Origin of the sequence: Flavobacterium kayseriense, assembly GCF_014305095.1 — a bacterium.
Classification (GTDB): Bacteria; Bacteroidota; Bacteroidia; order Flavobacteriales; family Flavobacteriaceae; genus Flavobacterium; species Flavobacterium kayseriense.
Window position 1 is genome coordinate 525,941 of sequence record NZ_JACRUI010000001.1, and the last position, 25,945, is coordinate 551,885.

The 25,945-nt window shown below is 36.4% G+C and carries 22 protein-coding genes; 14 read left to right on the forward strand and 8 right to left on the reverse strand.

Annotated elements, in window-relative coordinates; all coding sequences use genetic code 11:
- The first annotated feature begins 37 nt into the window (after positions 1 to 37).
- The 14 genes from H8R22_RS02135 to H8R22_RS02200 all read left to right on the forward strand — a co-directional run bounded on the left by H8R22_RS02135 (position 38) and on the right by H8R22_RS02200 (position 17,712).
- Positions 38 to 2,290 carry a TonB-dependent receptor gene (locus H8R22_RS02135; protein WP_187009167.1) on the forward strand — a complete coding sequence of 751 codons (2,253 nt, stop codon included), beginning with the start codon at positions 38 to 40 and terminating at the stop codon, positions 2,288 to 2,290.
- Positions 2,291 to 2,305: 15 nt separating this feature from the next.
- Positions 2,306 to 2,770 (forward strand): thioredoxin family protein, encoded by a 465-nt coding sequence (locus H8R22_RS02140; protein WP_187009166.1) that lies wholly within the window; start codon positions 2,306 to 2,308, stop codon positions 2,768 to 2,770.
- Positions 2,771 to 2,805: 35 nt separating this feature from the next.
- Positions 2,806 to 3,981, forward strand: coding sequence for a lycopene cyclase family protein (locus H8R22_RS02145; RefSeq protein WP_187009165.1), 1,176 nt, complete (start codon positions 2,806 to 2,808; stop codon positions 3,979 to 3,981).
- Between the two features lie 84 nt (positions 3,982 to 4,065).
- Positions 4,066 to 4,476: a BrxA/BrxB family bacilliredoxin gene (locus H8R22_RS02150; RefSeq protein ID WP_187009164.1), complete on the forward strand. Its 411-nt coding sequence runs from the start codon at positions 4,066 to 4,068 to the stop codon at positions 4,474 to 4,476.
- Positions 4,477 to 4,758: 282 nt separating this feature from the next.
- On the forward strand, positions 4,759 to 5,550 hold the full coding sequence (locus H8R22_RS02155) for a DUF6503 family protein (protein ID WP_187009163.1): 792 nt from the start codon (positions 4,759 to 4,761) through the stop codon (positions 5,548 to 5,550).
- A 226-nt stretch (positions 5,551 to 5,776) separates the two neighbouring features.
- Positions 5,777 to 6,748 (forward strand): YHYH protein, encoded by a 972-nt coding sequence (locus H8R22_RS02160; protein ID WP_187009162.1) that lies wholly within the window; start codon positions 5,777 to 5,779, stop codon positions 6,746 to 6,748.
- Positions 6,738 to 7,373 carry a hypothetical protein gene (locus H8R22_RS02165; RefSeq protein WP_187009161.1) on the forward strand — a complete coding sequence of 212 codons (636 nt, stop codon included), beginning with the start codon at positions 6,738 to 6,740 and terminating at the stop codon, positions 7,371 to 7,373. Before H8R22_RS02160 ends, H8R22_RS02165 begins: the two co-directional genes overlap by 11 nt.
- A gap of 499 nt (positions 7,374 to 7,872) precedes the next feature.
- Entirely contained in the window at positions 7,873 to 10,266 is a 2,394-nt protein-coding gene (gene ppsA / locus H8R22_RS02170; protein WP_222616887.1) for a phosphoenolpyruvate synthase, read from the forward strand.
- A 313-nt stretch (positions 10,267 to 10,579) separates the two neighbouring features.
- The gene (gene trhO / locus H8R22_RS02175) at positions 10,580 to 11,956 is read left to right on the forward strand and encodes an oxygen-dependent tRNA uridine(34) hydroxylase TrhO (protein WP_187009160.1); all 1,377 of its coding nucleotides are present in this window, start codon (positions 10,580 to 10,582) and stop codon (positions 11,954 to 11,956) included.
- 182 nt (positions 11,957 to 12,138) lie between these two features.
- Positions 12,139 to 13,446: a PSP1 domain-containing protein gene (gene ricT, locus H8R22_RS02180; RefSeq protein ID WP_187009159.1), complete on the forward strand. Its 1,308-nt coding sequence runs from the start codon at positions 12,139 to 12,141 to the stop codon at positions 13,444 to 13,446.
- Entirely contained in the window at positions 13,430 to 13,909 is a 480-nt protein-coding gene (locus tag H8R22_RS02185) for a gliding motility lipoprotein GldH (RefSeq protein ID WP_187009158.1), read from the forward strand. Before ricT ends, H8R22_RS02185 begins: the two co-directional genes overlap by 17 nt.
- Positions 13,910 to 13,917: 8 nt before the next feature.
- Positions 13,918 to 16,224 (forward strand): penicillin-binding protein 1A, encoded by a 2,307-nt coding sequence (locus H8R22_RS02190; RefSeq protein ID WP_187009157.1) that lies wholly within the window; start codon positions 13,918 to 13,920, stop codon positions 16,222 to 16,224.
- A 124-nt stretch (positions 16,225 to 16,348) separates the two neighbouring features.
- Positions 16,349 to 17,050 (forward strand): CoA transferase subunit A, encoded by a 702-nt coding sequence (locus H8R22_RS02195; RefSeq protein WP_187009156.1) that lies wholly within the window; start codon positions 16,349 to 16,351, stop codon positions 17,048 to 17,050.
- A gap of 2 nt (positions 17,051 to 17,052) precedes the next feature.
- Entirely contained in the window at positions 17,053 to 17,712 is a 660-nt protein-coding gene (locus H8R22_RS02200; protein ID WP_187009155.1) for a 3-oxoacid CoA-transferase subunit B, read from the forward strand.
- Positions 17,713 to 17,845: 133 nt separating this feature from the next.
- Here the strand turns inward: H8R22_RS02200 and H8R22_RS02205 are convergent, their stop codons facing one another.
- The 8 genes from H8R22_RS02205 to hemF form a co-directional block, all read right to left on the reverse strand.
- Complete coding sequence (locus tag H8R22_RS02205; protein WP_187009154.1) at positions 17,846 to 19,447, reverse strand: fumarate hydratase; 1,602 nt, start codon at positions 19,445 to 19,447, stop codon at positions 17,846 to 17,848.
- Positions 19,448 to 19,798: 351 nt separating this feature from the next.
- A complete protein-coding gene (locus H8R22_RS02210) occupies positions 19,799 to 21,238 on the reverse strand; it encodes a nucleoside recognition domain-containing protein (RefSeq protein WP_187009153.1) in 1,440 nt (479 codons plus the stop codon).
- Positions 21,239 to 21,349: 111 nt separating this feature from the next.
- Complete coding sequence (locus tag H8R22_RS02215; protein WP_187009152.1) at positions 21,350 to 22,063, reverse strand: 3'-5' exonuclease; 714 nt, start codon at positions 22,061 to 22,063, stop codon at positions 21,350 to 21,352.
- Positions 22,064 to 22,169: 106 nt separating this feature from the next.
- Complete coding sequence (locus tag H8R22_RS02220; protein WP_187009151.1) at positions 22,170 to 22,640, reverse strand: methylated-DNA--[protein]-cysteine S-methyltransferase; 471 nt, start codon at positions 22,638 to 22,640, stop codon at positions 22,170 to 22,172.
- Between the two features lie 168 nt (positions 22,641 to 22,808).
- A complete protein-coding gene (locus H8R22_RS02225) occupies positions 22,809 to 23,201 on the reverse strand; it encodes a c-type cytochrome (protein WP_187009150.1) in 393 nt (130 codons plus the stop codon).
- Positions 23,202 to 23,290: 89 nt separating this feature from the next.
- The gene (hemB, locus tag H8R22_RS02230; RefSeq protein WP_187009149.1) at positions 23,291 to 24,289 is read right to left on the reverse strand and encodes a porphobilinogen synthase; all 999 of its coding nucleotides are present in this window, start codon (positions 24,287 to 24,289) and stop codon (positions 23,291 to 23,293) included.
- Positions 24,290 to 24,382: 93 nt separating this feature from the next.
- Positions 24,383 to 24,841, reverse strand: a complete 459-nt coding sequence (gene tnpA, locus H8R22_RS02235) for an IS200/IS605 family transposase (RefSeq protein ID WP_187009148.1) — start codon at positions 24,839 to 24,841, stop codon at positions 24,383 to 24,385.
- Positions 24,842 to 25,014: 173 nt separating this feature from the next.
- Positions 25,015 to 25,944 carry an oxygen-dependent coproporphyrinogen oxidase gene (gene hemF, locus H8R22_RS02240; protein WP_187009603.1) on the reverse strand — a complete coding sequence of 310 codons (930 nt, stop codon included), beginning with the start codon at positions 25,942 to 25,944 and terminating at the stop codon, positions 25,015 to 25,017.
- Position 25,945: the final 1 nt, after the last annotated feature.

Sequence of the window (25,945 nt, forward strand, 5' to 3'; positions counted from 1 at the left end):
CTAAATTTATGTTTTAATACAATCTAAAATTAGCGCTTTGAAAAAAACAATAATCATTATACTACTATTCATCAATACTTTTTGTGTAGCGCAAGCAACCTTAAAAGGAAACGTATCTGCTGATGGAATGCCCTTAGTTCAAGCAAATGTTTTACTAAAGAAAGCCAATAAATCAATCGTTACCGATACCGATGGAAATTATATCATAAAAGATTTAGCTGCTGGAGATTATGAAATTGCTGTTTCCTACACCGGTTTTCGAACCGAAAAAAGGAACGTCACACTTCTTGACAGCACTACAACTACTATTGATTTCGTATTAAGAGAAAATAACACACTAGACGAAGTGGTGATAACCGGAACCTTGAAACCGGTAAGTCGATTAGAAAGCCCTGTTCCCGTCGAAGTGTACAAACCCTCTTTTTTCAAAAAAAACCCAACGACCAATATATTTGAGGCGCTACAAAATGTCAATGGAGTGCGTCCTCAATTAAATTGTAATGTTTGTAATACCGGAGATATTCACATCAATGGACTCGAAGGTCCTTATACCTTAGTACTTATTGACGGAATGCCAATTGTTAGCGGATTGTCTACCGTTTATGGATTGTCTGGAATACCCAATTCACTCTTAGAACGAATCGAAATTGTCAAAGGACCAGCCTCCTCCTTGTATGGAAGTGAAGCAGTAGGTGGTTTAATAAATATAATTACGAAAAACCCCACTAATGCAGCTCGTTTTTCAGCTGATGCATTTACCACCGATTGGGGGGAACTCAACGTGGATTTAGGTTTTAAAGGAAATGTGGGTAAAGCAGCTTCAGTTTTAACGGGTGTAAACTACTTTAATTACAGCAATCCAATTGACAACAATAACGATAATTTTACTGATGTAACTTTACAAGAACGCATCTCTGTTTTTCAAAAATGGAATTTCAATCGAAAAAGCAATAAGCAATTATCTCTGGCAGGTCGGTTTTTTTACGAAGATCGCTGGGGAGGTGAAATGCAATGGGAGAAAAAATTCCGCGGCGGCGATCAAGTGTATGGCGAAAGTATATACACCAAACGATGGGAATTACTTGGAGCCTATGAATTGCCTACTATAGAAAAAATGCTTTTCTCCTTTTCCTATACAGACCATGACCAAAACTCTGTTTACGGAGACATTCCTTATCTAGCACAACAGCGCATCGGTTTTGGACAATTGACTTGGGATAAAAAAATAAACAACCACGACCTTCTTTTTGGAACTGCCTTGCGCTATCAGTATTACAATGATAATACACCCGCAACACTAAAAGAAGATATAAACTGGATTCCGAGTTTATTTGCTCAAGATGAAATCGCTTTTAATGAGGAACATAAAATTCTTTTAGGTGCTAGATACGATTACAATGACAATCACGGTACTATATTTACTCCTAGATTTGCCTACAAATGGAAAATCAACGACAATAACATCTTGCGCTTCAATACTGGAACAGGATTTAGAATTGTGAATTTATTTACGGAGGAGCACGCAGCACTAACGGGCTCAAGAGATGTAATAGTTCTAGAAGAATTAAAACCAGAGCGCTCTATTAATGCTAATATTAATTACCTGAAAAAGTTTTATACCAACAACGGAAACTTCATCGGCTTCGAAACCTCAGTATGGTACACTCGTTTTAGTAATTCAATTATCCCGGATTATGACACTAATCCTAACCAAATTATCTATCGGAACTTAGATGGCAAAGCAGTAACTAAAGGAATAAGCACCAATCTTGATTTTGTTTTTAATAATGGACTTAAAATGGTATTAGGCGCGACTTATATGGATGTTTCCAAAACAGAAAACAACATTACTACACCCCAAATACTGACAGAGAAATTCTCTGCAACTTGGGCGATTTCATACCGAATCAATAAATTATTTCTTGATATAGATTACACTGGAAACGTGTATGGACCAATGCGCTTGCCATTGTTGGGAGATTTAGATCCAAGGCGAGAATATTCCCCAACTTGGAGTATTCAAAACATTCAATTTACGTTCAATAAATTCAAGAATATTGAAATCTATGGCGGTGTCAAAAATTTATTAAATTGGACACCAAACAAAGGAAATCCTTTTATTATTGCTCGGGCTAATGATCCTTATGATCGAAATGTACAATTTGAAGCTAACGGTAATGTACAACCCACAGCAGACAACCCCTATGCATTAACTTTCGACCCGTCTTATGTGTACGGACCTAATCAAGGAATTCGCAGCTTTTTTGGATTGCGATATACGTTAAAGTAATACCTATTACTAAAAATGAAAAATAAAATACTCTTGTTACTTACTTTATTTTGCGTAATTCCTTCTAATTTTGCACAAATGAAAACACATACTTTTCAGGAAGTAGAGCAGTTGTCAAAAGAAAACCGAAAGCCTATTGTGGTATTTATTCATACTTCTTGGTGTAATTATTGCAAATTAATGGAAAACACGACTTTCAAAAATAAAGCAGTAATAGACCAACTAAATACTAATTTTTACTTTATATCCTTTGATGCAGAGACCAAGGAAACCATTACATACAACAACCACACTTTTTACTTTAAACCCAACGGAACAAATACAGGAATTCATGAATTAGCGACTGCGCTTGCTACTATAGACAATCAGGTTGTGTACCCGACGTTAACAATTTTAGGGACTGATGATTCGATTATTTTTCAGCAACATTCGGTTATTACCGCTAAAGCGATGTTAACCATGCTTCAAAAGGTAAAATAAATGCTTATTTTTGAAATAAATTTCTATTCCCCTTTATGAAACATTACGATTACATTTTTACCGGTTCGGGTTTAGCAGCATTGATGACCGTTTACAAAATGATTACATCTGGTAAATTTGCCGATAAATCCATTTTATTAATCGATTCAGACAGTAAGAAAAAGAATGATCGCACCTGGTGTTTTTGGCAAGACGGACCTTCGACTTGGGAACAATCCGTTACTAAAAAATGGGATTTGGCTTTGTTTGCCAATAGCGATTTTCGTCGGGATTTAGAATTGAAACCTTATACTTACAACCGAATCATAGCTTCTGATTTTTACAGTCAAGTATTTGATTTGATTTCGAAACAAGAAAACATTCGTTTCCTAAATGAGAAAGTTACGGATATCAACGAATTAAAAACGCATGTTTATGTAGCCACCGAAACCCAAAGTTTCACCGGCGACAAATTATTCAATAGTATTTATCGAAAGGGAGAAGCCGAAAGCCAAAATCAATATCCGGTTTTGCAACAGCATTTTATTGGTTGGTTCATTAAGAGCAAACAAGCCGTTTTCAATCCAGAGCAAGCGACTTTTATGGATTTCTCGGTTGCCCAAAAAGGCAATACCCGTTTCATGTACGTTCTACCCACATCAACCAGCGAAGCTTTACTGGAATACACTTTGTTTTCGCATGATTTATTAACAAAAAGCGAGTACGAAAATGAGATTCAGAAATACATTTTAAAACTAGGCATCACTGATTACGAAATCACCGAAAAAGAACAAGGAAGCATCCCAATGACTTGTTATCCTTTTTGGAAAAAAAACACCCAACGCGTCCTTAACATAGGAACAGCTGGCGGATGGACCAAAGCCAGTACGGGTTACACCTTTAAAGGTTCTGATAAAAAATCAACTGCATTAATCGCTTTTTTACAAAAGGAAAATGATTTAACTAAATTTCACAGGAGCACTAAATTTTGGTTTTACGATTTGCTTCTATTGGATATTTTAGATCGAAAAAACGAAGAGGGTTCAGGGATATTTTCTTCGATGTTCAAAAAAGGAAGTCCTGCATTGATTTTTAAGTTTCTGGATGAAGAAACTTCCTTATATGAAGATATCAAAGTCATCTTAAAATGTCCTAAAATGCCTTTCATCTGGTCTTTAATACGATCCGTTCGTTATTTATTCTATAGAAGTAAGACATCTATCAAACAATAACAAAACTTTATAAAGCAAATAATGGAGTTCTTTTTAATCTTCGTAACTTTGCACATTCAAAATTAATATTTAAAATATAACGATATGTATCCACAAGACATGGTAATCCCAATGCAGGCTGAACTAACAACTGCAGGGTTTCAAGATTTACATACTGCTCAAGAAGTAGAAAACGCAATCAAAGCAGAAGGAACAACATTAGTAGTTGTGAATTCAGTTTGTGGCTGTGCAGCTAGAAATGCGCGTCCAGGAGCAAAAATGAGTTTAGACGGAGCAAAAAAGCCAGATCATTTAATCACGGTTTTTGCAGGAGTTGACAAAGAAGCGGTTGATGCAGCTAGACAACAAATGTTTCCTTTTCCTCCATCATCGCCATCTATGGCGTTGTTCAAAAACGGAGAATTGGTTCATATGTTAGAGCGTCACCACATTGAAGGACGTCCAGCTGAAATGATTGCTGAGAACCTACAAGATGCTTACAACGAGCACTGTTAAGACTTTTGATTTAAAGCAAAGAAAGTAAGATTTATTTACCGCAAATTCGCAGATTATTCCTGTGAGTTTGCGGTTTTTATTTTGAGCTATTTTGAACCCTAATTGTCATTCTGACGAAGGAAGAATCCAAACAGCATGAGCAGCACATAGCGGTTCTTCGTTCCTCATAAAGACAAAGTTTTACTATTTAGCTTCTTCTAAAACAAACTTAATCAAAGTTAAAATTTATACAAAAACCACTTTTGTTTTTTAAATGCTTCCAAAAAGTAATAATTTTATAAGATGAAAAAATCGATACTTACGCTTTGTATTCTAGCTTTAACCGTAGTGTCTTGTAACTCTAAAAGAGAAAATCAAGTCGATGCTTTGAAAAATGACTCAACCGAAGTGGCTAAACCGTTATCAAAAGCGGATTCTATTGTCAATGCCGCCATTGAGGCTCACGGTGGAAAACGATATAATACTGCCGACTATTCGTTTGAGTTTAGAGGGAAAAAATATCGTTTTCAAAATAATGAAAATATCTATACGTATACTTCAGAGATCCAAACAGGTGATTCGCTAGTTAAGGATATCCTAACTTCTGATAAATTTGAAAGAGCAATCAACGGTCAAAAGCAAACATTAAGTAAAGAAGATATTGCTAAATACTCTGAAGCTTTAAATTCAGTTATTTACTTCGCTACGCTTCCTTACAAACTCCAAGATGCTTCTGTAAATAAAATGTATATCGAAGAAAAAACCATCAAGGAAAAGAAATACGAGGTCATAAAAATAACTTTTGGCGAAGCCGGAGGTGGAAAAGATTTCGATGATGAATATATGTATTGGATCAATAAAGAAACTCGAAAAATAGACTACTTAGCTTACAGCTATAAAGTTAATGATGGAGGTGTCCGCTTTAGAGCTGCCTTTAATAGCAGAGTTATTGACGGTATTACTTTTCAGGATTATATAAATTATGAAGCACCAGTTACAACCGAATTAAAAAATCTACCCCAATTATACGAACAAGGAAAACTGAAAGAACTGTCTCAAATTCTCACCGAGGGCGTCATGAAAAATAACAAGTAGAAGATTTCTATGTAAAATTAAATTGCCAACTATTTAGCCCGCACTTTTAATTACATACTACTTTCGAAAATTAAAACGGAATAGTTGATTCCCATATATAATTAATTAAAACACAAAACTATAGCAATTCGCTGAATATTAGGGGCAATTCACCGATTAGTATAAAAACCATCTTTATTTACTCATACTTTTGAATATTCAATTTAACGAGTAAATCAAAAATAGTATGAACAAGCCCTTCTTTATTTTATTTTCTACAGTGCTACTTACACTTGTGAACTCCTGTAGTAAAGATGATACAACTACTGAAACGACTACTGAAGAAGCTGTTGTAATTAATGTTGCTTCATCTAACTTTTTGACTGGTGGTTTAGTAGAGCCTATTACAATAGTGTCAAAAACCCTTTCAGATGGATCAACTGCGAATTGTTTTAAAATAGTAGTCAATAGTCTTGCGTCAGATCACACAATGGGACCATGGTGTCCATCTAATATTTCTGATGATGCTACAAAGGGTGGAATCTGGTTAGAAGGAGGTAAAGTATATGATGTAGATGGTGCATTTGTAAAAAACATGGCAACTTTTTATAAAGACAATACTTGGATGATGTATAATGCTACCACTGGAGAAATCACTAAAGCAAGTACTAAAACGGAATGTGAAGAAGCTGCTAATCCCAATGTAGGTGCTCAATATAGAAATTACTGTGTAGAGTGTTTACCCTCTTATGTGGCTAATTTATCTCATACCTACTATATTCCTATAACCCCAAAAGCAGCAAGCTCTGCAACTGCATTTGGAGGTGGACCTATGTCAAGCGGACCTAGCGTAAGAGGTTTGGCTTTCAACGGCGTTGTTTTTGACGCACCTGCACCTACAAGTGTGATATTAGCCGCATATACACTAGCACCATTCGACGACGCTGGAGGCCACATCAATTTGGCAGCAGGATACCATTACCATGCTGCAACAGGGTTAACTACACAAATAGCTCAAGCTGATGGTCATGCTGCTATGATAGGATATGCACTCGACGGATATGGAATGTATCAACACCTTAGCACTAGCGGAACTGAATATACGGATCTTGATGCATCTCTAGGACATTATGATACCACTAGAGGCTATCATTACCATGTAGATGCCGCAGGAAAAAACAACTTTATAAACAGTTTACATGGTGTATATGTCAAATAATAAAATAGTAAAGCAATGCTTATTCTTTATGGCATTGTTCGTGTCTTTTGCTAGCTATGCCCACCAACCAGATTTATCTACGGCTGTGCTTTCAAAAACAGATGACGGTAAATATATATTACAGATAACAAGTTCATTATCGGCATTTGAGGGCGAAATAGATTATCTGTATTCGAAAGGCGCTTACAAAACACCTGAAGATTTCATAAAATTAGTTGTTGATCATTTTAATAAAAATGTCTTTTTTATCGTAAACGAAAAAGACACTTTAAAATTTGGAAAACCATTAGTGCTTTTAGGTCACGAATCCAAATTAGTAGTCGAAGTACTTAATTTTCCTAAGAATACAAATTCGTTTTATTTTCGTAATACCATGTTTAAGGACATGCCACATAATCAAATGGCTGTTATGATGCTTATCGAGGGTTTTCCTAAAGAACAATATATTTTGGCAAACGAAAACGAGCAAACGATTCAGTTAGAATTAAAAGAAGGTGCTTGGGTTACTAATGATAGTGATGAATTAAAGATGAAAAACGTACTGTACATTTCTTTCTTCTTAATTTTGGCCATGCTTCCACTAGTTTACATAAGGTATAGACACCGTAAAAATTACAGAAAATAACAAATAGCTCAGAAACATTTTCTGGGCTTTTTGCATTTAATAAGTGATTAACTACTACTAACTTTATGGACCAATGTTTTTTACTTAACAATCACTTCATACTATTTGTCAGGTAAAATGTTTCAAGAAAGTTGTTCACGTATGTTTAGATACGTTCAGCAGGACAAAGCAAGTGAAATAGTTTGAAAAATAATTAAACGCTATTCCTATTGATTCAAACTATATTCAATATTGGTATAAATAATATAAACCTGAGTTTGTTTTATTATTTGCATGACAACACGCTTTGATCGCTTCTATGCTAAAACTCAATTATTGTTCTAGCTCATAATAAGCAAAAATAAAAGCTTTTCATTTGATAATGAAACAATTAAATCATTTACAACCAACTTCAAATAGATAAATTTGATTAACTTTATGATTCAATAAAAGCACTTAGCCACATAAAAGACAATATGGTAGTTGCGATTATTAAATGGTTATAAAAAATTATTTAATTATGGACTTTATCAAACATTTTTCGGAGGTATCAAATAAGGATGTGCCAACAGTTGGAGGTAAAAACGCTTCATTAGGTGAAATGTACCGATCCCTTTTATCGAAAGGAGTAGTTGTACCAGAAGGCTTTGCGATTACATCAGAAGGATATTGGTTGTTTTTGAATGAAAATGAATTTATTCCACAATTGACCACCATACTATCCAAACTAGATACCACCCATTTTAATAATTTATCTGAGATAGGACTACAGTCTAGAAATTTAATTCTTTCAGGACAAATTCCCGAATTACTTAAAAAAAATATCCTTCAAGCCTATCATAAATTATCCGCCTCTGTAGGTGCCGAAAAAACATTTGCCGTTCGAAGCAGCGCCACAGCCGAAGATCTTCCCACTGCAAGTTTTGCAGGTCAGCAAGAATCCTATTTGAACGTAAAAGGAGAACAAAATCTAATTAAAGCTTGTCAGCGATGCTATGCTTCTTTGTTTACAGACAGAGCTATAAAATATAGAGTAGACAATGGTTTTGACCACATGAAAGTAGCTTTGTCTATTGGTGTTCAAACTATGATACGATCAGACATTGCGAGTTCGGGTGTGATGTTTACCCTTGATCCCGATTCAGGTTTTGAAAATACAGTACTTGTTTCAGGAGCATGGGGATTGGGAGAAAATGTGGTGCAAGGAACGGTAAACACCGATGAATTTCTTGTTTTTAAACCTCTGTTAGATAAAGTTTCTCAACCTATCATTTCTCGAAAATTAGGTAGCAAAATAAAAACAATGGTATATTCTTCAATGGACACTGACGCTATCGTAAAACCAGAAGAAGCAATCATCAACCTAGATACTACCGTTGAAAAAAGAGAGCAATATATATTGAGTGACCAAGAAGTGGTTCAACTTGCAAAGTGGGCCTGCATCATTGAGAAACATTACAATTGCCATATGGATATTGAATGGGCAAAAGATGGAGGTGATGGAAAAATGTATATCGTACAAGCACGACCCGAAACAGTGTACCGTAATAAAAAACAACATGAATTCAAGCAGTATACCTTGCTTGAAAAAGGGAACATAATATGCAGCGGTGCAGGCTTAGGGAACAAAATTGTTTCGGGCAAGGCAAGAATACTCCATTCTCCATCTGAAATATCAAAATTGAGTGCTGGAGAAATTCTAGTAACGGAACGAACCGATCCTGATTGGGATCCTATAATGAAAAAAGCAGTAGCAATCATTACAGATCAAGGAGGGCGCACATCACATGCAGCCATTGTTGCTCGGGAATTGGGTGCTGTTGCAGTAGTGGGTACTGGAAATGGATCAAAGAGTATCGAGGATGGCCAGATAATCACTGTATCTACTGCCAGAGGAAATCTAGGTGTGGTCTATGATGGGATATTAAAATGGGAGGAAAAAACAATAGATATTTCAGCTATTCCAAAAACCAAAACAAAGGTGATGCTTATTTTGGCGCAACCAGATGAAGCTTTTGGATTTTCACTTCTACCAAATGATGGCGTGGGCTTAATGCGCATGGAGTTCATCATTAGCAACACCATCGGCATTCATCCCATGGCGCTAAAACATTTTGACACTATTACAGATTCCGCAATAAAAGAAAAAATTGAAAAAACTACACGGTTGTATAAAAGCAAAGAGGACTTTTTCATACAATCATTGGCGGAAGCAACTGCAAAAATGGCTGCCGCTTTTTACCCAAAAGAAGTCATTGTGAGAATGAGTGATTTTAAGTCGAATGAATATGCCAATTTACTAGGAGGAAAACAATTTGAACCCAATGAAGAGAACCCGATGATTGGTTTTAGAGGTGCTTCACGATATTACCATCCTTTGTACAAAGATGCTTTTGAGATGGAATGCAAAGCGATGAAAATAGTACGTGATGACATGGGTTTAACTAACATAAAATTGATGATTCCTTTTTGTCGTTCTATCACTGAAGCCGAAAAGGTTATCGCTGTAATGGATGGTTGTGGATTGAAAAGAAACGAAAACGGATTAGAGTTGTACGTGATGATTGAAATCCCAAGCAATGCATTACTTGCTGAAGAATTCGCAAAATATTTTGACGGATTCTCTATTGGGTCTAACGACCTAACTCAATTGACATTAGGCGCGGATAGGGATTCGGAATTATTAAGCGAAGTTTTTAATCCTTTTGATCCCGCGGTGATGCAATTAATCGAAATGACATTGACTAAGGCAAAGAAAACAAACACACACACAGGACTATGCGGACAAGCACCAAGCGATTATCCAGAGTATGCGCAGTTTCTAGTTAAAAACGGTATTGATAGCATTTCCTTTAATCCTGATGCTTTGATAAAGGGAATCGAAAATATTGCAGTAGCAGAGAAACAAAAATAAACCCCGTAATTATAATTTAATTAGCGGACGGTTATATTGACAAGAGTAAGAAGAATAGATTATAAAACAAAATTAGCTCAGAAGTACATTCTGGGCTTTTTTCGTCTTATAATGAAATCAGATCTTCAATAACCCCGAATACCCTAGCCCAGATTGCAGCGGCATCCTCTTTTAGTAGCGATAGCGGAGACAAGAGATATAGCGGAAAGCTGGAAATAGCTCCTAGAAACGTAGAACATCTTAACCTTTGCTCCTCTGAACCTTTTTTCATACTTTTGCAAAAATAATTTTTCACACTTAAACCGTTTATAGCATGCAACTGTATAACACTTTAAGCGCAGAAGAAAGAGCCATCATGATTGATGATGCCGGAAAACAAAGACTTACTTTGTCGTTCTATGCTTATGCGCAAATCTCAGATCCAACACAATTTCGTAACGATTTATTCCGTGCTTGGGACCCATTAGTGGTTCTTGGTCGAATATATGTAGCCAAAGAAGGAATAAATGCTCAGTTATCACTTCCTGCAGATAATTTCTATGCTTTTAAAGATTCTATCGAAGCCTACGATTTCATGAAAGGGATGCGATTGAATATTGCCGTAGAGCATGATGATCACTCGTTCTTGAAACTGACGATTAAAGTGCGTGACAAAATTGTTGCCGATGGTTTGAATGATGAAACTTTTGATGTGACAAACATTGGAGTGCATTTGAAAGCCAAGGAATTCAACGAAATTTTGGATGATCCCAATACAATTGTAGTTGATTTTCGAAATCATTACGAAAGTGAAATCGGCTATTTTAAAGGAGCGATTACGCCAGATGTAGATACTTTTCGCGAATCTTTACCGATTATCAACGAGCAACTACAAGATTTTAAAGAAGATAAAAACTTAGTGATGTATTGCACTGGAGGAATTCGTTGTGAGAAAGCTTCGGCTTACTTCAAGCACCAAGGTTTCAAAAATGTATTCCAATTAGAGGGTGGTATTATTAACTACGCAAAACAAATTAAGGAAGAGGAATTAGAGAGTAAATTCATTGGTAAAAACTTTGTATTTGACCACCGCTTAGGCGAAAGAATCACTGACGATATTGTATCTCAATGCCACCAATGCGGAAAACCTTGTGATGTACACACCAATTGTATTAATGAAGGTTGCCATTTGTTGTTTATTCAATGTGAGGAATGTGCACAAGCGATGCAAGGTTGTTGTTCAGCCGAATGTGTAGAGGTAATTCATTTACCAGAAGAAGAGCAAAAAGCGATTCGTCGCGGAGTGAAAAACGGAAATAAGATTTTCAAAAAAGGAAAATCGGATGTATTGACTTTCAAGAATAGAGAAGCAAGTCTCGATCCTTTGGATGTAATTCCAAATCTTGCTGATTTAATAAAATCGAAAGCGTTGGCTAAAAAACAACCAAAAATCAAGAAACAGTACATTGGTAATGGAACGCATTTTTATCCAAAACCGAGTATTGGTCAATTTTCTATCGAAGAAAACGAAATCAATGTTGGCGATACCATCATGATCAAAGGAATGACGACTGGCGAACAACAATTAGTCATTACCGAAATGCAAGTGAATGATGTAAAGGCGGATAAAGCCGTTGCTGGCGATGTTTGTACGATTCAATTGCCATTTCGAATTCGACTATCCGATAAATTATATAAAGTTTTAGCATAAATATAAAAGCTTATAGCACTAAAAATGCCTATTTCAATTGTTTGGAATAGGCATTTTTTACTTAAAAGTCTAATTGTAAGACAATGCTAAGTTTTGCAACTTTCGCTTAAAAAATACTATCTTTACGGATTAAACGTTTTAAGAACATAAGTTGTGCTAGTCACAACACTATATATAAAATTATGGCATGTACAAGTTGTTCAACTTCTGATGGTGGCGCACCTAAGGGTTGTAAAAATAATGGGACTTGCGGCACCGATAGCTGCAATAAATTAACAGTTTTTGATTGGCTTTCTAATATGAGTTTACCTAACGGCGAAGCTCCATTTGATTGCGTCGAGGTGCGTTTTAAAAACGGACGAAAGGAATTTTACCGCAATACGGAAAAGCTTACTTTATCAATGGGAGATATTGTTGCGACTGTAGCTTCACCGGGACATGATATTGGTATTGTGACACTAACGGGAGAGTTGGTTCGCATCCAAATGAAGAAAAAAGGAGTTAGCCCTAGCAGCAATGAGGTAGCAAAAATTTACAGAAAAGCATCTCAAAAAGATATCGATATTTGGTCTACTGCTAGAGAGAAAGAAGAGCCAATGAAAGTTCGTGCTCGTGAACTAGCAATTGCACATAAGCTCGAAATGAAAATATCTGATATTGAATTTCAAGGAGATGGATCAAAAGCAACGTTCTATTACACGGCAAACGATCGTGTCGATTTTAGAATGTTAATTAAAGATTTTGCTAAAGAATTCAGCACTAGAGTAGAAATGAAACAAGTAGGTTTTCGTCAGGAAGCAGCTCGTCTAGGCGGAATTGGATCTTGTGGAAGAGAATTATGTTGTTCAACGTGGTTGACCGATTTTAGAAGTGTCAATACTTCTGCAGCTCGCTACCAACAATTATCTTTAAATCCACAAAAATTAGCAGGACAATGCGGAAAATTAAAGTGTTGCTTGAACTATGAATTAGATACGTATCTAGACGCTTTAAAAGGCTTTCCTGATTTTGAAACTAAATTAGTAACTGAAAAAGGAGATGCTATTTGTCAGAAACAAGATATTTTTAAGGGATTAATGTGGTTTGCTTACACCAATAATTTTGCAAACTGGCATATATTAAAAATTGAAAAGGTTAAAGAGATTATTGCTGAAAATAAGTTAAAAAACAAAGTGTCTTCACTTGAAGATTATGCAATAGAAATCATTCAAGAAGTAGAGAAAGACTTTAACAATGCAATGGGACAAGAGAGCTTAACTCGATTTGACCAACCAAAGAAAAGCAAGAGATCTAATAAGAAACCGAAGAAAGCTGGAGAAAATGCGGTAGCATCAACACCTAAAAAACCGTCAGACAATAAAATTATTGCTAATAATAAAAAACCGGCTCACAAAAAAACAGGAAATCCAAACGAGAAAAAACCGGCTTCGACAGAACCAGCAGCAGTAAGAAAACCAATAATTATTAAAAAAAATGAGACTAAAAAATAGTGTTTTAGTTTTTTTGATAGCGGTTGCTCTTTTTTCATGTGATAAAAAAAGAGTTTTTGACGACTACAAATCGGTTGGCGCTGCTTGGCATAAAGACAGTGTCGTTAGCTTTAATCTACCTGATTTAGATTCGACAAAAAGATACGATCTTTTTCTAAACATTAGAGACAATAATAACTATCCATACAACAATATTTTCTTGATTGTTTCATTAGAAATGCCAAACGGCTATACCAAGGTAGATACCTTAGAGTACCAAATGGCTGATGCTGACGGAACACTTTTAGGAGATGGATTCTCTGACATAAAAGAAAGTAAATTATTTTACAAAGAGAATGTTAGGTTTAGAGGGAAGTACAAAATGAATATCAAACAGGCCGTTAGAGAAAACGGTAAAGTTCCCGGAGTTACTAGCTTAGAAGGAATTACTGATGTGGGTTTACGAATTGAAAAAAAAGACTAGAATAAGTTATGGCTGCTAAAAAAAATAACAATCAGAACAAAACAATCCAAAAAGATTTTAAATATTATACTAAAACCTTTTGGAGATTTTTCTTTTATGGAATTGGAGGTATCATTGTTTTTTTCCTATTTGCTTCTTGGGGAATATTTGGCTCTATGCCCTCCTTTGAAGATTTAGAAAATCCAGATTCTAACTTAGCAACTGAAGTCCTATCTTCTGATCAAGTTGTTATTGGTAAGTTTTTCAGAGAAAATAGATCACAACTTAAATATTCTGACCTTCCTAAAAACTTAGTAGATGCCTTAGTTGCCACTGAAGATGAACGTTTTTACGAGCATTCAGGAATAGATGGTAGAGGAACTTTGAGGGCTATCGCAAGCTTAGGATCTAGTGGGGGAGCGAGTACCTTAACACAACAATTGGCTAAGCAACTTTTTCATGGTGAAGGTTCAAAATTTTTGCCTTTTAGAATTGTTCAAAAAGCAAAAGAATGGATAATCGCTATTCGACTAGAAAGACAATATACTAAAAATGAAATACTTGCCATGTACTGCAATGTATACGATTTTGGAAATTATTCAGTGGGTGTAAGTTCTGCAGCACAAACCTATTTCTCTAAAACTCCTAAGGAATTAACCATTGATGAATCGGCTATATTAGTAGGAATGTTTAAGAACTCGGGCTTATACAATCCAGTAAGAAACCCACAAGGAGTAAAAAACCGTCGAAATGTGGTTTTAGCTCAAATGCAAAAATCTAAAATGATCAGCGAGGAGCAAAAAGTAAAACTTCAAGCTTTACCAATCACCTTAAAATTTAAACTAGAGAGTCATCGTGAGGGAACTGCTACTTACTTTAGAGAGTACTTGCGTGACTATATGAAAAAATGGGTAGAAGAGAACAAAAAACCAGATGGGTCTGATTACGATATTTACAAAGACGGATTAAAGATATATACCACAATTGACTCAAGAATGCAAATGCATGCCGAGGAAGCGGTGAAAGCACATATTGCTAATTTGCAAGAGGAGTTTTTTATACAAGCTAAAACTAATAAAAACGCACCTTTTGTGAACATCTCCGATGTCGAGACGCAACGCATCTTGAAACAAGCCATGAAGTCCTCTAATAGATGGGCAGTAATGAAAGGAATGGACAAAAGCGATGACGAAATAATTGCATCTTTTAACCAAAAAGTCAAAATGACTGTTTTTACTTGGAAAGGCGAAAAAGACACAACAATGACTCCAATTGATTCTATTCGTTACTACAAACACTTTTTGCAGTCTGGATTAATGGCTATGGAGCCGCAAACCGGACATATCAAAGCGTGGGTTGGGGGAATTAACTACAAATACTTTCAATACGATCACGTAGGCCAAGGGGCAAGACAAGTGGGATCTACTTTCAAACCTTTCGTGTATGCTACTGCAATAGAGCAACTAAACATGTCTCCATGTGATTCAATCATTGACGCACCCTTTACAATGCCAGCAGGGCGCCATCATGCAACTGAAGCATGGACACCAAGAAACTCTGACAACCAATACCGCGGAATGGTAACTTTGAAAAAAGCATTAGCTAATTCGATTAATACCGTATCAGCAAAATTAATGGACAAAGTGGGTCCTGAGGCTGTCGTAAAACTTACTAATAAGTTAGGAATCAAGTCTGATATTCCGCTTCAAGCCTCTATTGCTTTAGGAGCCGTAGACATCACTGTCGAAGATATGGTTGCCGCTTACAGCACCTTTGCTAATCAAGGGGTCTATAACAAACCCCAATTTTTAAGTAGAATAGAAGATAAAAGTGGTGTAGTAATATACGAACCTATTCCTGAGTCTCATGACGTGCTTAATAAAGACATTGCTTTTGCTGTAATTAAACTACTTGAAGGAGTTACAGAAGGCGGTTCTGGATCAAGGCTACGAACAGAATATGGCGGAAGTGGTGATAACAGATGGACAGGTTATCCTTACATGTTCAAAAATCCAATAGCGGGTAAAACAGGAACAACGCAAAACCAATCTGATGGATGGTTTATGGGAATGGTTCCTAATCTAGTTACCGGTGTTTGGGTAGGTTGTGAGGATCGTTCAGCACGATTTAAAACCATCACTTACGGACAAGGAGCAACCGCTGCATTACCTATCTGGGGTTATTTTATGAAACTCTGTTATGCTGATTCTGAACTAAAAGTCTCTAAGGAAAATTTCGAGAGGCCCGCAAATTTATCGATAAAAGTCGACTGCTATACAGCACCAAAAGTGAAAGATACAACAGAAGTTCAAAATACAGACGAGTTTGAATTCTAAATAATTTTAGGAGCTTTTTCCAGCACTACGCTATATCTTCATGGCTGAACACCAGCCATAAAGGATGCCGCTTCGGTCTGGGCTAGAACACAACTATTCATCACATCATTTTAGATATAAAATTATGATTAATAAAAAAGTAAATACCGTACAAGAAGCTTTACAGGGAGTTGAAGACAACATGACTATTATGTTAGGTGGCTTTGGCTTATGTGGAATTCCTGAAAATGCAATAGCCGAATTAGTGATTAAAGCAACTACCAATCTTACTTGTATTTCAAATAATGCAGGTGTAGATGATTTTGGATTAGGCTTGCTATTACAAAAACGCCAAATCAAAAAAATGATTTCATCCTACGTAGGAGAAAATGCCGAATTTGAACGTCAGATGTTATCTGGTGAATTAGATGTCGAACTTACTCCTCAAGGAACGTTAGCCGAAAAATGTCGCGCTGCTCAGGCTGGAATTCCTGCTTTCTTTACTCCAGCCGGCTACGGAACAGAAGTCGCTGAAGGAAAAGAAGTACGCGAATTCAACGGAAAAATGCACATCATGGAACTGGCTTACAAAGCCGATTTTGCGATTGTGAAAGCTTGGAAAGGTGACGAAGCCGGAAATCTAATATTTAAAGGAACAGCTCGTAATTTTAATGCATGCATGGCTGGTGCTGCTAAAATCACCATTGCCGAGGTAGAAGAACTTTTACCTGCAGGCTCATTAGACCCTAACGAAATTCATATTCCCGGAATCATGGTGCAACGCATCTTTCAGGGAGAAAAGTTTGAGAAGAGAATAGAGCAAAGAACGGTTAGAAAAAAAAATTAATTATGGCATTAGGAAAAGAAGAAATAGCAAAACGTATAGCCAAGGAAGTAAAAGACGGTTATTATGTAAACTTAGGAATCGGTATTCCAACATTAGTGGCCAATTATGTTCGAACTGATATAGCTGTCGAATTTCAGAGCGAAAATGGTGTATTAGGCATGGGTCCATTCCCTTTTGAAGGAGAAGAAGATGCTGACATCATCAACGCAGGAAAACAAACCATTACTACTTTACCAGGAGCCTCGTTTTTTGACTCGGCATTGAGTTTTGGAATGATTCGTTCTCAAAAGGTAGACCTAACTATTCTTGGCGCTATGGAAGTAGCAGAGAATGGTGATATTGCGAACTGGAAGATACCAGGAAAAATGGTAAAAGGAATGGGAGGCGCGATGGACTTAGTTGCCTCTGCAGAGAACATTATCGTTGCAATGATGCACGTTAATAAAGCAGGAGAGTCAAAAATTTTAAAAAAATGTAGTCTACCCCTAACTGGAGTTGGATGCGTTAAAAAAGTTGTAACTGAACTTGCCGTAATGGAAGTAACTCCTAAAGGATTTAAACTAGTAGAAAGAGCTCCTGGAGTGTCCGTAGAACACATAATAGCTTCAACTGAAGCTACTCTCATCATTGAAGGTGAAATCCCGGAGATGATGATCGATTAAAAAGTCTTATAGAAGAAGATAAACACAAATAAATACTAATACAAAAGACCTTTTGTTTTCACAAACAATAGGTCTTTTATATCGGTAAAACGTTCACCTTATTTGAACACTAATTTATTGTTCTATAAAATTTTTACAAATTCTCAAAGAAGTCATTCCCTTTATCATCAGTAATTATGAAAGCAGGAAAATCTTTGATGGTGATTTTACGAACCGCTTCCATTCCTAATTCTTCGAAATCGACAACCTCAACTTTTAGTATATTATCTTGCGCTAAAATTGCAGCTGGACCACCTATTGATCCTAGGTAAAAACCACCATAGGTTTTACAAGCGTCAACTACTTGTTTGGTTCTGTTTCCTTTGGCAAGCATAATCATACTTCCGCCCTGTTTTTGAAATTCTTCTACATAAACATCCATACGACCAGCGGTAGTTGGTCCAAAACTTCCTGACGGCATACCTTCTGGAGTTTTTGCAGGACCTGCATAATAAACAGGATGGTTTTTGAAATAGTCTGGCATTGGTTTTCCAGCGTCTAGCATTTCCTTAATTTTTGCATGAGCAATATCACGCGCTACGATCAAAGTACCATTTAATTTTAAACGAGTCTTTATTGGATACTTAGACAATTCAACCAAAATATCAGCCATAGGTCGGTTTAAATCAATATCAACAGCTGGCTCCAAATGTGGTGCCGTCTCTGGCAACAAACGCGCAGGATTCACCTCTAATTGCTCTACAAAGATTCCGTCTTTAGTAATTTTACCTTTTATATTTCTATCCGCTGAACAAGAAACTCCTAATCCAACTGGACAAGAAGCAGCGTGACGTGGCAAACGAATCACACGAACATCATGAGTGAAATATTTACCTCCAAATTGTGCTCCAATAGCACTTTCTTGACAAATTAACTGCACTCTTTTCTCCCACTCTAAATCACGAAAAGCCTGACCTGCCATGTTACCCGTAGTAGGCAAGTTGTCAAAATAACCCGCCGATGCTTTTTTAACCGCAGCTAAATTCGCTTCCGCAGAAGTTCCTCCTATTACAAACGCTAAATGGTATGGCGGACAAGCAGATGTTCCCAAATCCATAATTTTAGCACGAACAAAAGCATCCATCGACTTTTCGTTCAACAATGATTTCGTTTGTTGATATAAATAGGTTTTATTAGCAGACCCTCCACCTTTGGCTAAAAACAAAAATTCGTAAGTAGCTCCAGTTTTAGAATAAATATCGATTTGAGCGGGTAAATTAGAACCCGAATTTTTTTCCTCAAACATGCTAATTGGCACAATTTGGGAATAACGAAGGTTACGCTCTTGGTAGGTGTTAAAAATCCCTCTAGAAAGCCATTGGGCATCATCAACACCTGTATATACATTTTCGCCTTTTTTAGCCATTACAATCGCCGTTCCGGTATCTTGACATGAAGGCAACTGTCCTTCGATGGCTACAGCTGCATTTTGCAATAAATTGTATGCTACAAAACGGTCGTTATCCGTAGCTTCAGGATCATCTAGAATCGCTCTTAATTTTTCCAAATGCGAAGTACGTAACATAAACGAAACATCTTTCATCGCCTCTTGTGAAAGCAATTCTAGTCCCTTTGGGTCAACCGTTAGAATTTCGCGGTCACCTAGTTTTTCAACTTTTACGTAATCTGAAGTGATTTTGCGATATTGAGTATCGTCTTTTAAAATTGGATAAGGATCCTGATATATAAAGTCCATTTATTTGTAGTTTTCTACAAAGATAAAAATTATTTATCGTCGTAGAAACCAATAACAACCCTCATTGTTAGAAAAATGAATCAATTTTGATATAAAAAAACAAAAAAGTGTTTTTATTGCTTATGATAGCGAATAAAAACACCTTTGATCCTAAATAATAGGTTGCTTCCTTAGGCTAACAAACTAGTTACCAAAAAAAGAATCACCAATGCGATAGCAATGATTTTTGTGTATTTTGACATTTTAAATTATTTTAAAGTTTATAACTGCTTTGGTTTTGCACTTTTCAAAAGAAAGAAAAATAAATGTATCATCCTAAAATGAGCTACTAAAAAATTCTAATTCTCGTATTTAAAAAAACCAACTTGCCACAAAAATTGCAGTGATCACACAAATTACGTCGACCAAAAGCATTGTCGTTAAAGCGTAACGAGTGTTTTTTATATTAACCGAACCAAAATAAACTGCAATCACATAGAAAGTACTCTCAGCGCTACACTGAAAAATACTACTCAAGCGACCCGTTAAAGAATCGGCACCAAAGGTATTCATCGAATCGATTAAGAAACCGCGTGAACCCGCAGAACTAAACGGTCGCAATAAAGCCACTGGCAAAGCATCAACAATTTCTTTATTTACGCCCATATTCGAAAAAATAAACCCTAGACCATTACTTATAATTTCGAATAAACCACTATTTCTAAATAAGGAAATCGCTACTAACATACCTAAAACATAAGGAAAAATAACAACTCCAGTTTTTACTCCGTTGTTTGCTCCTTTTACAAACGAATCAAAAACAGTAGTGTTAGCCGCACTGAATTTTTTCTCTTTTCTGAAAGAGAAGATTAATGTAAAAGCAACAATTCCAACTAATATTAGTCCCGAAAGGTTATTTGTAAAATAGTTTTTACCAATCAAGTCCAATTGATTCACATACATCAACAAACCAACGATAGCTCCTATTAATCCCATCAAAGCAGCTACTAAAGAAGCACTCTTAAAATTAATTTTTTGCTTGATTCCAACGATTAAAAAAGCGGCAATAGTACCAATAAACGAAGTGATAATACAAGGCAGCATTACATCGGCGGGATTAGCAGCTCCAGCTGCAGCACGATACCCAATAATAGAGGTTGCAATCAACGTTAATCCTGAAGCATGCAAACACATAAACATAATTTGGGCATCACTCGCTCGATCTTTATCTGGATTGAGTTCTTGCAAACTCTCCATCGCTTTTAATCCAAATGGTGTTGCAGCCGAATCTAATCCTAAAAAGTTAGCAGCGAAATTCAATGTCATATACGAGATAGAAGGGTGGTTTTTAGGAATACTTGGAAACACTTTTACAAACACTGGACTTAAAACGGTCGCTAATTTTCCAGACGCTCCAGAGATAATTAACAACTCCATTAGTCCGCAAAAGAATGCCAAATACGCGATAAGCGGCAAAATCAAATCTACCAAAGTACTTTTACAAGTGGGTAATAAACCATCCGACTTTTGGATGCCACTAAAAATTTTTACTGTTTTATTCGAATAAACGTAGGTCGTATCAGCATTAGATAAATCACGGTTCAATACAAATGTTTTTTCTGGTGAGGCGTTTATACTGTCTTTTATAAAAACAGGAAGCTGCTCCAAATATTTTTCAGAAACCAAAACTGGATCTCCTTTTACACCATTCAAAACAAAATCAATGGTATACGTATTGGCGGTGAACAAACTCACGACTATAAAAATGATAGATGAAATAAAAATAACCAACCAAAATCGACTTAAAACCATAATTTATATTTTTTGTAAATGTAAATATTTAACCGCAAAGATCGCAAAGGGTTTTTACAAAGAAAAGAATTGACTCAACCACAACCGGAAACCAACAACCTCAGTTCCTTTTTACACATGAATAATTTCGTCTTCAATCAGTAAATCTTCTCGTCGTAATCGTAAAAATATTTGTGCTACGGCGATCGTATCTTTTTCACAATAGGTTACAATTCGGTCAATGTCTTTGTCAACATAATACACATGACCTACTTGGCTGCCATCGATATCGCCTTTAGGAGAGGGTATTCCAAGCACTTTACACATCAATTTTAGGGAAGTATAATGTTTATAATCGCCAAATTTCCATAATTCTAAAGTATCTAAATGCGGGATTTCCCATGGCTTTTTGCCAAATAAATTGAGTTTGTCTGGAATTGGAATTTGGTTAATAATCATACGGCGCGCTAGAAACGGAATATCGAATTCCTTGGCATTATGTCCGCACAACACATATTGAGGGCCGCTAAAATGATTAGTAAGTAGGTTATTAAAATCTTTGAGCAGTTTAGGCTCTTCGCCAAAGAAAGAAGTCACACGAAAATTACGAACATCCCCTTTAATAACAAAATAGCCAACAGAGATGCAAATTATTTTTCCGAACTCAGCCCAAATACCTGCACGATCGTAAAACTCTGCTGCCGTGAACTCGTCTTTCCGTTGGTATTGCGTTTTTTGCTCGTACAACCCTTGCATATCAGCATCTAATTCTTTGTAATTAGCGGCTTCAGGAACGGTCTCTATATCTAAGAAAAGAATATTATTGAGGTTTATTTTTTCTATCATAAATTTTGGCGCACGGATTTTACGGATTCAACAGATTAAAGCATATTTTTTAAAACTAAATACTTTGATACGAATTTAAAGAATATTAGTGATTTTAGTATCTACTCTAGAATAAACTTTGTTGACTGCTAGGATTTTCGTGTTCCAGCAACCACTTTTTACGCCATAACCCACCAGCATAGCCTGTAAGCGAACCATCAGAACCAATGACTCTATGGCAAGGAACCACTATCCACAGCGGATTTTTACCATTGGCAAAAGCTACGGCTCGAATGGCTTTGACATCACCTAAAGTCTTGGCTTGTTCTAGATAAGTTCTTGTTTTACCAAAAGGGATATCAACTAAAGCAGCCCAAACTCCCTTTTGGAAATCGGTACCTTGAGGATTGAGTTTACAATCAAAACTGGTTCTCGTTCCTTTAAAATAATCATTTAATTGCGAAACAACCTCTTGCAAAGCTTCAGGAATCGAACTCGTTACAATGCCGTCATCACTAACTGTTATGGATGAAACACCATGTTCGTCACCACTAATTGTTGTGAAGCCAAGAGGAGTTTTTATACAAGCAGTTGTCATTATTAAAGATTTAGAGATCGCAAAATACATAAAGTTTTTGGAATCTATTCTAAATACAAAAACCATTCGGGACACGAATGGTTCTACTTTTTTTAGCCCCGACAGTAGCGGCATCCTCTTGTGGTGGTGTTCACCACAAGAGATATAGCGTATGGCGGGAACAGCTCCTTATTTTAAAGTGGAATACGTATAGGCTTCTATTGCTTGCAACTCGGTATCAGTAAAAGTTTTGGTAAGTGCTAAATTAGCCGCCATCACCTCGTACTGTGATGGATCTACAATCGCTTCGCTTTCGCCTTTTAAGAATGATATGATATTTCCGTTTTTCTCTTTGTATATTTTGGCGATATCCTGTAAACTAGGCCCTATTAACTTTGAATCAACGTTATGACAGGAGGTACAATTTCCTTTACCTTCAAAGATAATTTTTCCAACTTCGGCTGGAGAGAAATCAACAGATGCTGCAACTTCTTTCTTTACTTTTTCAGTTGCTTTGTCATCATTATTTTTACACGAACTCAAGGCGCCAATTGCTAAGGCTAAAACTATAAATTTTTTCATTGTTCAGTTGTTTATAAGCTACTCAAATTTACGAAATTTTACAGAGTTAAAAAAGTAAATGGCCTACTAATGCGCAACAACAGCTTGTGTTATTTTGCATTAAGTAAAATCGCAGCTTCTTTGGCAAAGTAAGTCGAAATCAAACTTGCACCTGCTCTTTTAATACACATTAACTGCTCCATCATGATTTTGTCATGGTCTAGCCAGCCTCTTTCGGCAGCGGCTTTGATCATAGCATATTCGCCCGATACATGAAAAACAGTGACAGGAACATTCACTGCATTTTTGACTTCACGGACGATATCTAAATAAGCAATTCCGGGTTTTACCATTACCATATCGGCACCTTCTTCGACATCCCAAAGCGCTTCTTTAATGGCTTCAATGCGATTGGCATAGTCCATTTGGTACGTTTTCTTGTCTTTTGGTACCACAACATCCGATTCCCTTGGTGCGCTGTCTAAAGCATCACGAAACGGACCGTAAAACGCCGATGCGTACTTAGCCGAATAACTCATAATCCCCACATTGTGGAAACCGGCAGCATCCAATCCTTGACGCAAACGCAATACACGCCCGTCCATCATGTCAGACGGCGCTACAAAATCGGCTCCAGCTTCTGCATGCGAAACCGCCATTTTTACTAAAGCATCGTTTGTGGAATCGTTTTCTACATCGCCATTAGCAATAATTCCGTCGTGACCATAAATAGAATAAGGGTCTAAGGCTACATCAGGCATCACGACCATCCCTGGACAAGCAGTTTTTATAGCACGAATGGCGTCTTGCATCAATCCGTTTGGGTTCCAAGCTTCTTTTCCTGTATTGTCTTTTAAGTCTTCGCTTACTTTTACATAAATATTGACTGCGCGAATGCCTAAATCATACAGTTCTGTAACTTCTTTTACCGTTAAATCTATCGAACGACGAAAGATTCCTGGCATCGAAGCAATTTCTACTTGTACGTTTTCTCCCTCTGCAATAAACATGGGAAACATAAAATCTGAAGGACTTAATGTCGTCTCGCGAACTAATGATCGAATTGATTCATTTGTTCTTAATCTTCTACCTCTTTGTAATGGGAACATGTTATATTTGTTTAAAGCTCCATAGGAGCGTAATATTTATAGATTGAATATCAAATCAATATAACCAAACCCTGTAGGGGTGGCATATTAATTTTATACCTCTTCAAAGATAAATTCATTTTTAAAATCCACATCGAATGCTTTTAAAAAATCAACATATTCTTCTTTAAATGTTTTCTTTTTATGATGTTCTTCTTGATTTTGTATATAATTAATAACGTTTGTTAACTGAGAATGACTATACGAAAAAGCACCAAAACCATTTTGCCATTCAAATTTACCATTAATCCATTTTTTCTCATTTATAAAACGAGATGAATTGGCTTTAATATCTCTTACCAAATCAGACAAAGCTTTATTGGGTTTTAATCCAATTAGAATATGAATGTGGTCAGGCATTCCATTAACCGCAATTAATTTCTGACCTTCATTAGTAACAATTCCTGTAATATATTTATATAATTCATCCTTCCAATTTTTAGAGATCAAATTTTGTCTGCCTTTTACGGCAAAAACAACATGAATATAAATTTGAGAATAGGTGTTTGCCATAATTTATTTCAAAAATTAAATCAAAAAACAATATGTCACCCCTACAGGGTTGTAATAAAAAAATCGAATATTTGCTATAAATATGTCGCTTCTACGAAGCTAACCAATCTCTTGGGTTTTCTAATACTTGTACTAATTTTTCTTCTTCGCTTCCAGCTATAAATATGTCGCTTCTACGAAGCTAACCAATCTCTTGGATTTTCTAATACATTTACCAACTTCTCTTCTTCGCTTCCTGCTTCAGGATGATGATCGTACACCCACTGCACGTGTGGCGGCAATGACATCAAAATAGATTCAATTCGACCATTGGTTTTTAAACCAAACAAGGTCCCTTTATCATGCACCAAATTGAACTCTACATATCGACCGCGACGGATCTCTTGCCATGTTTTTTGTTCAGCGGTGTAGGGTAAATATTTTCTTTTTTCTACTATTGGTATATAAGCCTGCAAGAAACTATTCCCCACTTCAGATACAAAGTTGAACCAGTCTTCCATTTTCATTTCCTCAGTTTCTTTGCAATAATCGAAGAACAATCCTCCTATTCCGCGTGCTTCATTACGATGTGCATTCCAGAAATAAGTATCACATTGTTTTTTATATTTTGGATAAAAAGCTGGATTGTGTTTGTCGCAAGCCGTTTTACACGTTTGGTGAAAATGAATGGCATCTTCTTCAAACAAATAATAAGGCGTTAAATCTTGTCCGCCGCCAAACCATTGTTGGATTACTTTTCTTGGACCTGTACTGAGCTCTGTCGAAGTATCGTACATTTCAAAATAACGCCAATTGGCATGAACCGTAGGCACCATAGGGTTCTTTGGATGCAAAACCAAACTTAGTCCGCAGGCAAAGAAATCAGCTTCGCCTACGCCAAACATCTTTTGCATGGCTTCAGGTAATTTTCCGTGTACCGCTGAGATGTTGACACCGCCTTTTTCAAAAACGTTCCCGTTCTCGATTACACGTGTGCGTCCGCCGCCGCCTTCTGGGCGTTCCCATAAGTCTTCTTTAAATTTGGCTTGACCATCGACAGCTTCTAATCCTGCAACGATGGTGTCTTGAAGGTTTTGTATGTATGCGAAAAATTGTTCTTTCATG

Coding starts and splice junctions, on each gene's coding strand:
- H8R22_RS02195 (WP_187009156.1), top strand. CDS start 16,349: ATGATTAATAAAAAAGTAAATACCGTACAAGAAGCTTTACAGGGAGTT.
- trhO (WP_187009160.1), top strand. CDS start 10,580: ATGCAACTGTATAACACTTTAAGCGCAGAAGAAAGAGCCATCATGATT.
- H8R22_RS02185 (WP_187009158.1), top strand. CDS start 13,430: ATGAGACTAAAAAATAGTGTTTTAGTTTTTTTGATAGCGGTTGCTCTT.
- ricT (WP_187009159.1), top strand. CDS start 12,139: ATGGCATGTACAAGTTGTTCAACTTCTGATGGTGGCGCACCTAAGGGT.
- H8R22_RS02160 (WP_187009162.1), top strand. CDS start 5,777: ATGAACAAGCCCTTCTTTATTTTATTTTCTACAGTGCTACTTACACTT.
- H8R22_RS02140 (WP_187009166.1), top strand. CDS start 2,306: ATGAAAAATAAAATACTCTTGTTACTTACTTTATTTTGCGTAATTCCT.
- hemF (WP_187009603.1), bottom strand. CDS start 25,944: ATGAAAGAACAATTTTTCGCATACATACAAAACCTTCAAGACACCATC.
- H8R22_RS02190 (WP_187009157.1), top strand. CDS start 13,918: ATGGCTGCTAAAAAAAATAACAATCAGAACAAAACAATCCAAAAAGAT.
- hemB (WP_187009149.1), bottom strand. CDS start 24,289: ATGTTCCCATTACAAAGAGGTAGAAGATTAAGAACAAATGAATCAATT.
- H8R22_RS02150 (WP_187009164.1), top strand. CDS start 4,066: ATGTATCCACAAGACATGGTAATCCCAATGCAGGCTGAACTAACAACT.
- tnpA (WP_187009148.1), bottom strand. CDS start 24,841: ATGGCAAACACCTATTCTCAAATTTATATTCATGTTGTTTTTGCCGTA.
- H8R22_RS02210 (WP_187009153.1), bottom strand. CDS start 21,238: ATGGTTTTAAGTCGATTTTGGTTGGTTATTTTTATTTCATCTATCATT.
- ppsA (WP_222616887.1), top strand. CDS start 7,873: ATGGACTTTATCAAACATTTTTCGGAGGTATCAAATAAGGATGTGCCA.
- H8R22_RS02205 (WP_187009154.1), bottom strand. CDS start 19,447: ATGGACTTTATATATCAGGATCCTTATCCAATTTTAAAAGACGATACT.
- H8R22_RS02200 (WP_187009155.1), top strand. CDS start 17,053: ATGGCATTAGGAAAAGAAGAAATAGCAAAACGTATAGCCAAGGAAGTA.
- H8R22_RS02220 (WP_187009151.1), bottom strand. CDS start 22,640: ATGACAACTGCTTGTATAAAAACTCCTCTTGGCTTCACAACAATTAGT.
- H8R22_RS02145 (WP_187009165.1), top strand. CDS start 2,806: ATGAAACATTACGATTACATTTTTACCGGTTCGGGTTTAGCAGCATTG.
- H8R22_RS02155 (WP_187009163.1), top strand. CDS start 4,759: ATGAAAAAATCGATACTTACGCTTTGTATTCTAGCTTTAACCGTAGTG.
- H8R22_RS02165 (WP_187009161.1), top strand. CDS start 6,738: ATGTCAAATAATAAAATAGTAAAGCAATGCTTATTCTTTATGGCATTG.
- H8R22_RS02225 (WP_187009150.1), bottom strand. CDS start 23,201: ATGAAAAAATTTATAGTTTTAGCCTTAGCAATTGGCGCCTTGAGTTCG.
- H8R22_RS02215 (WP_187009152.1), bottom strand. CDS start 22,063: ATGATAGAAAAAATAAACCTCAATAATATTCTTTTCTTAGATATAGAG.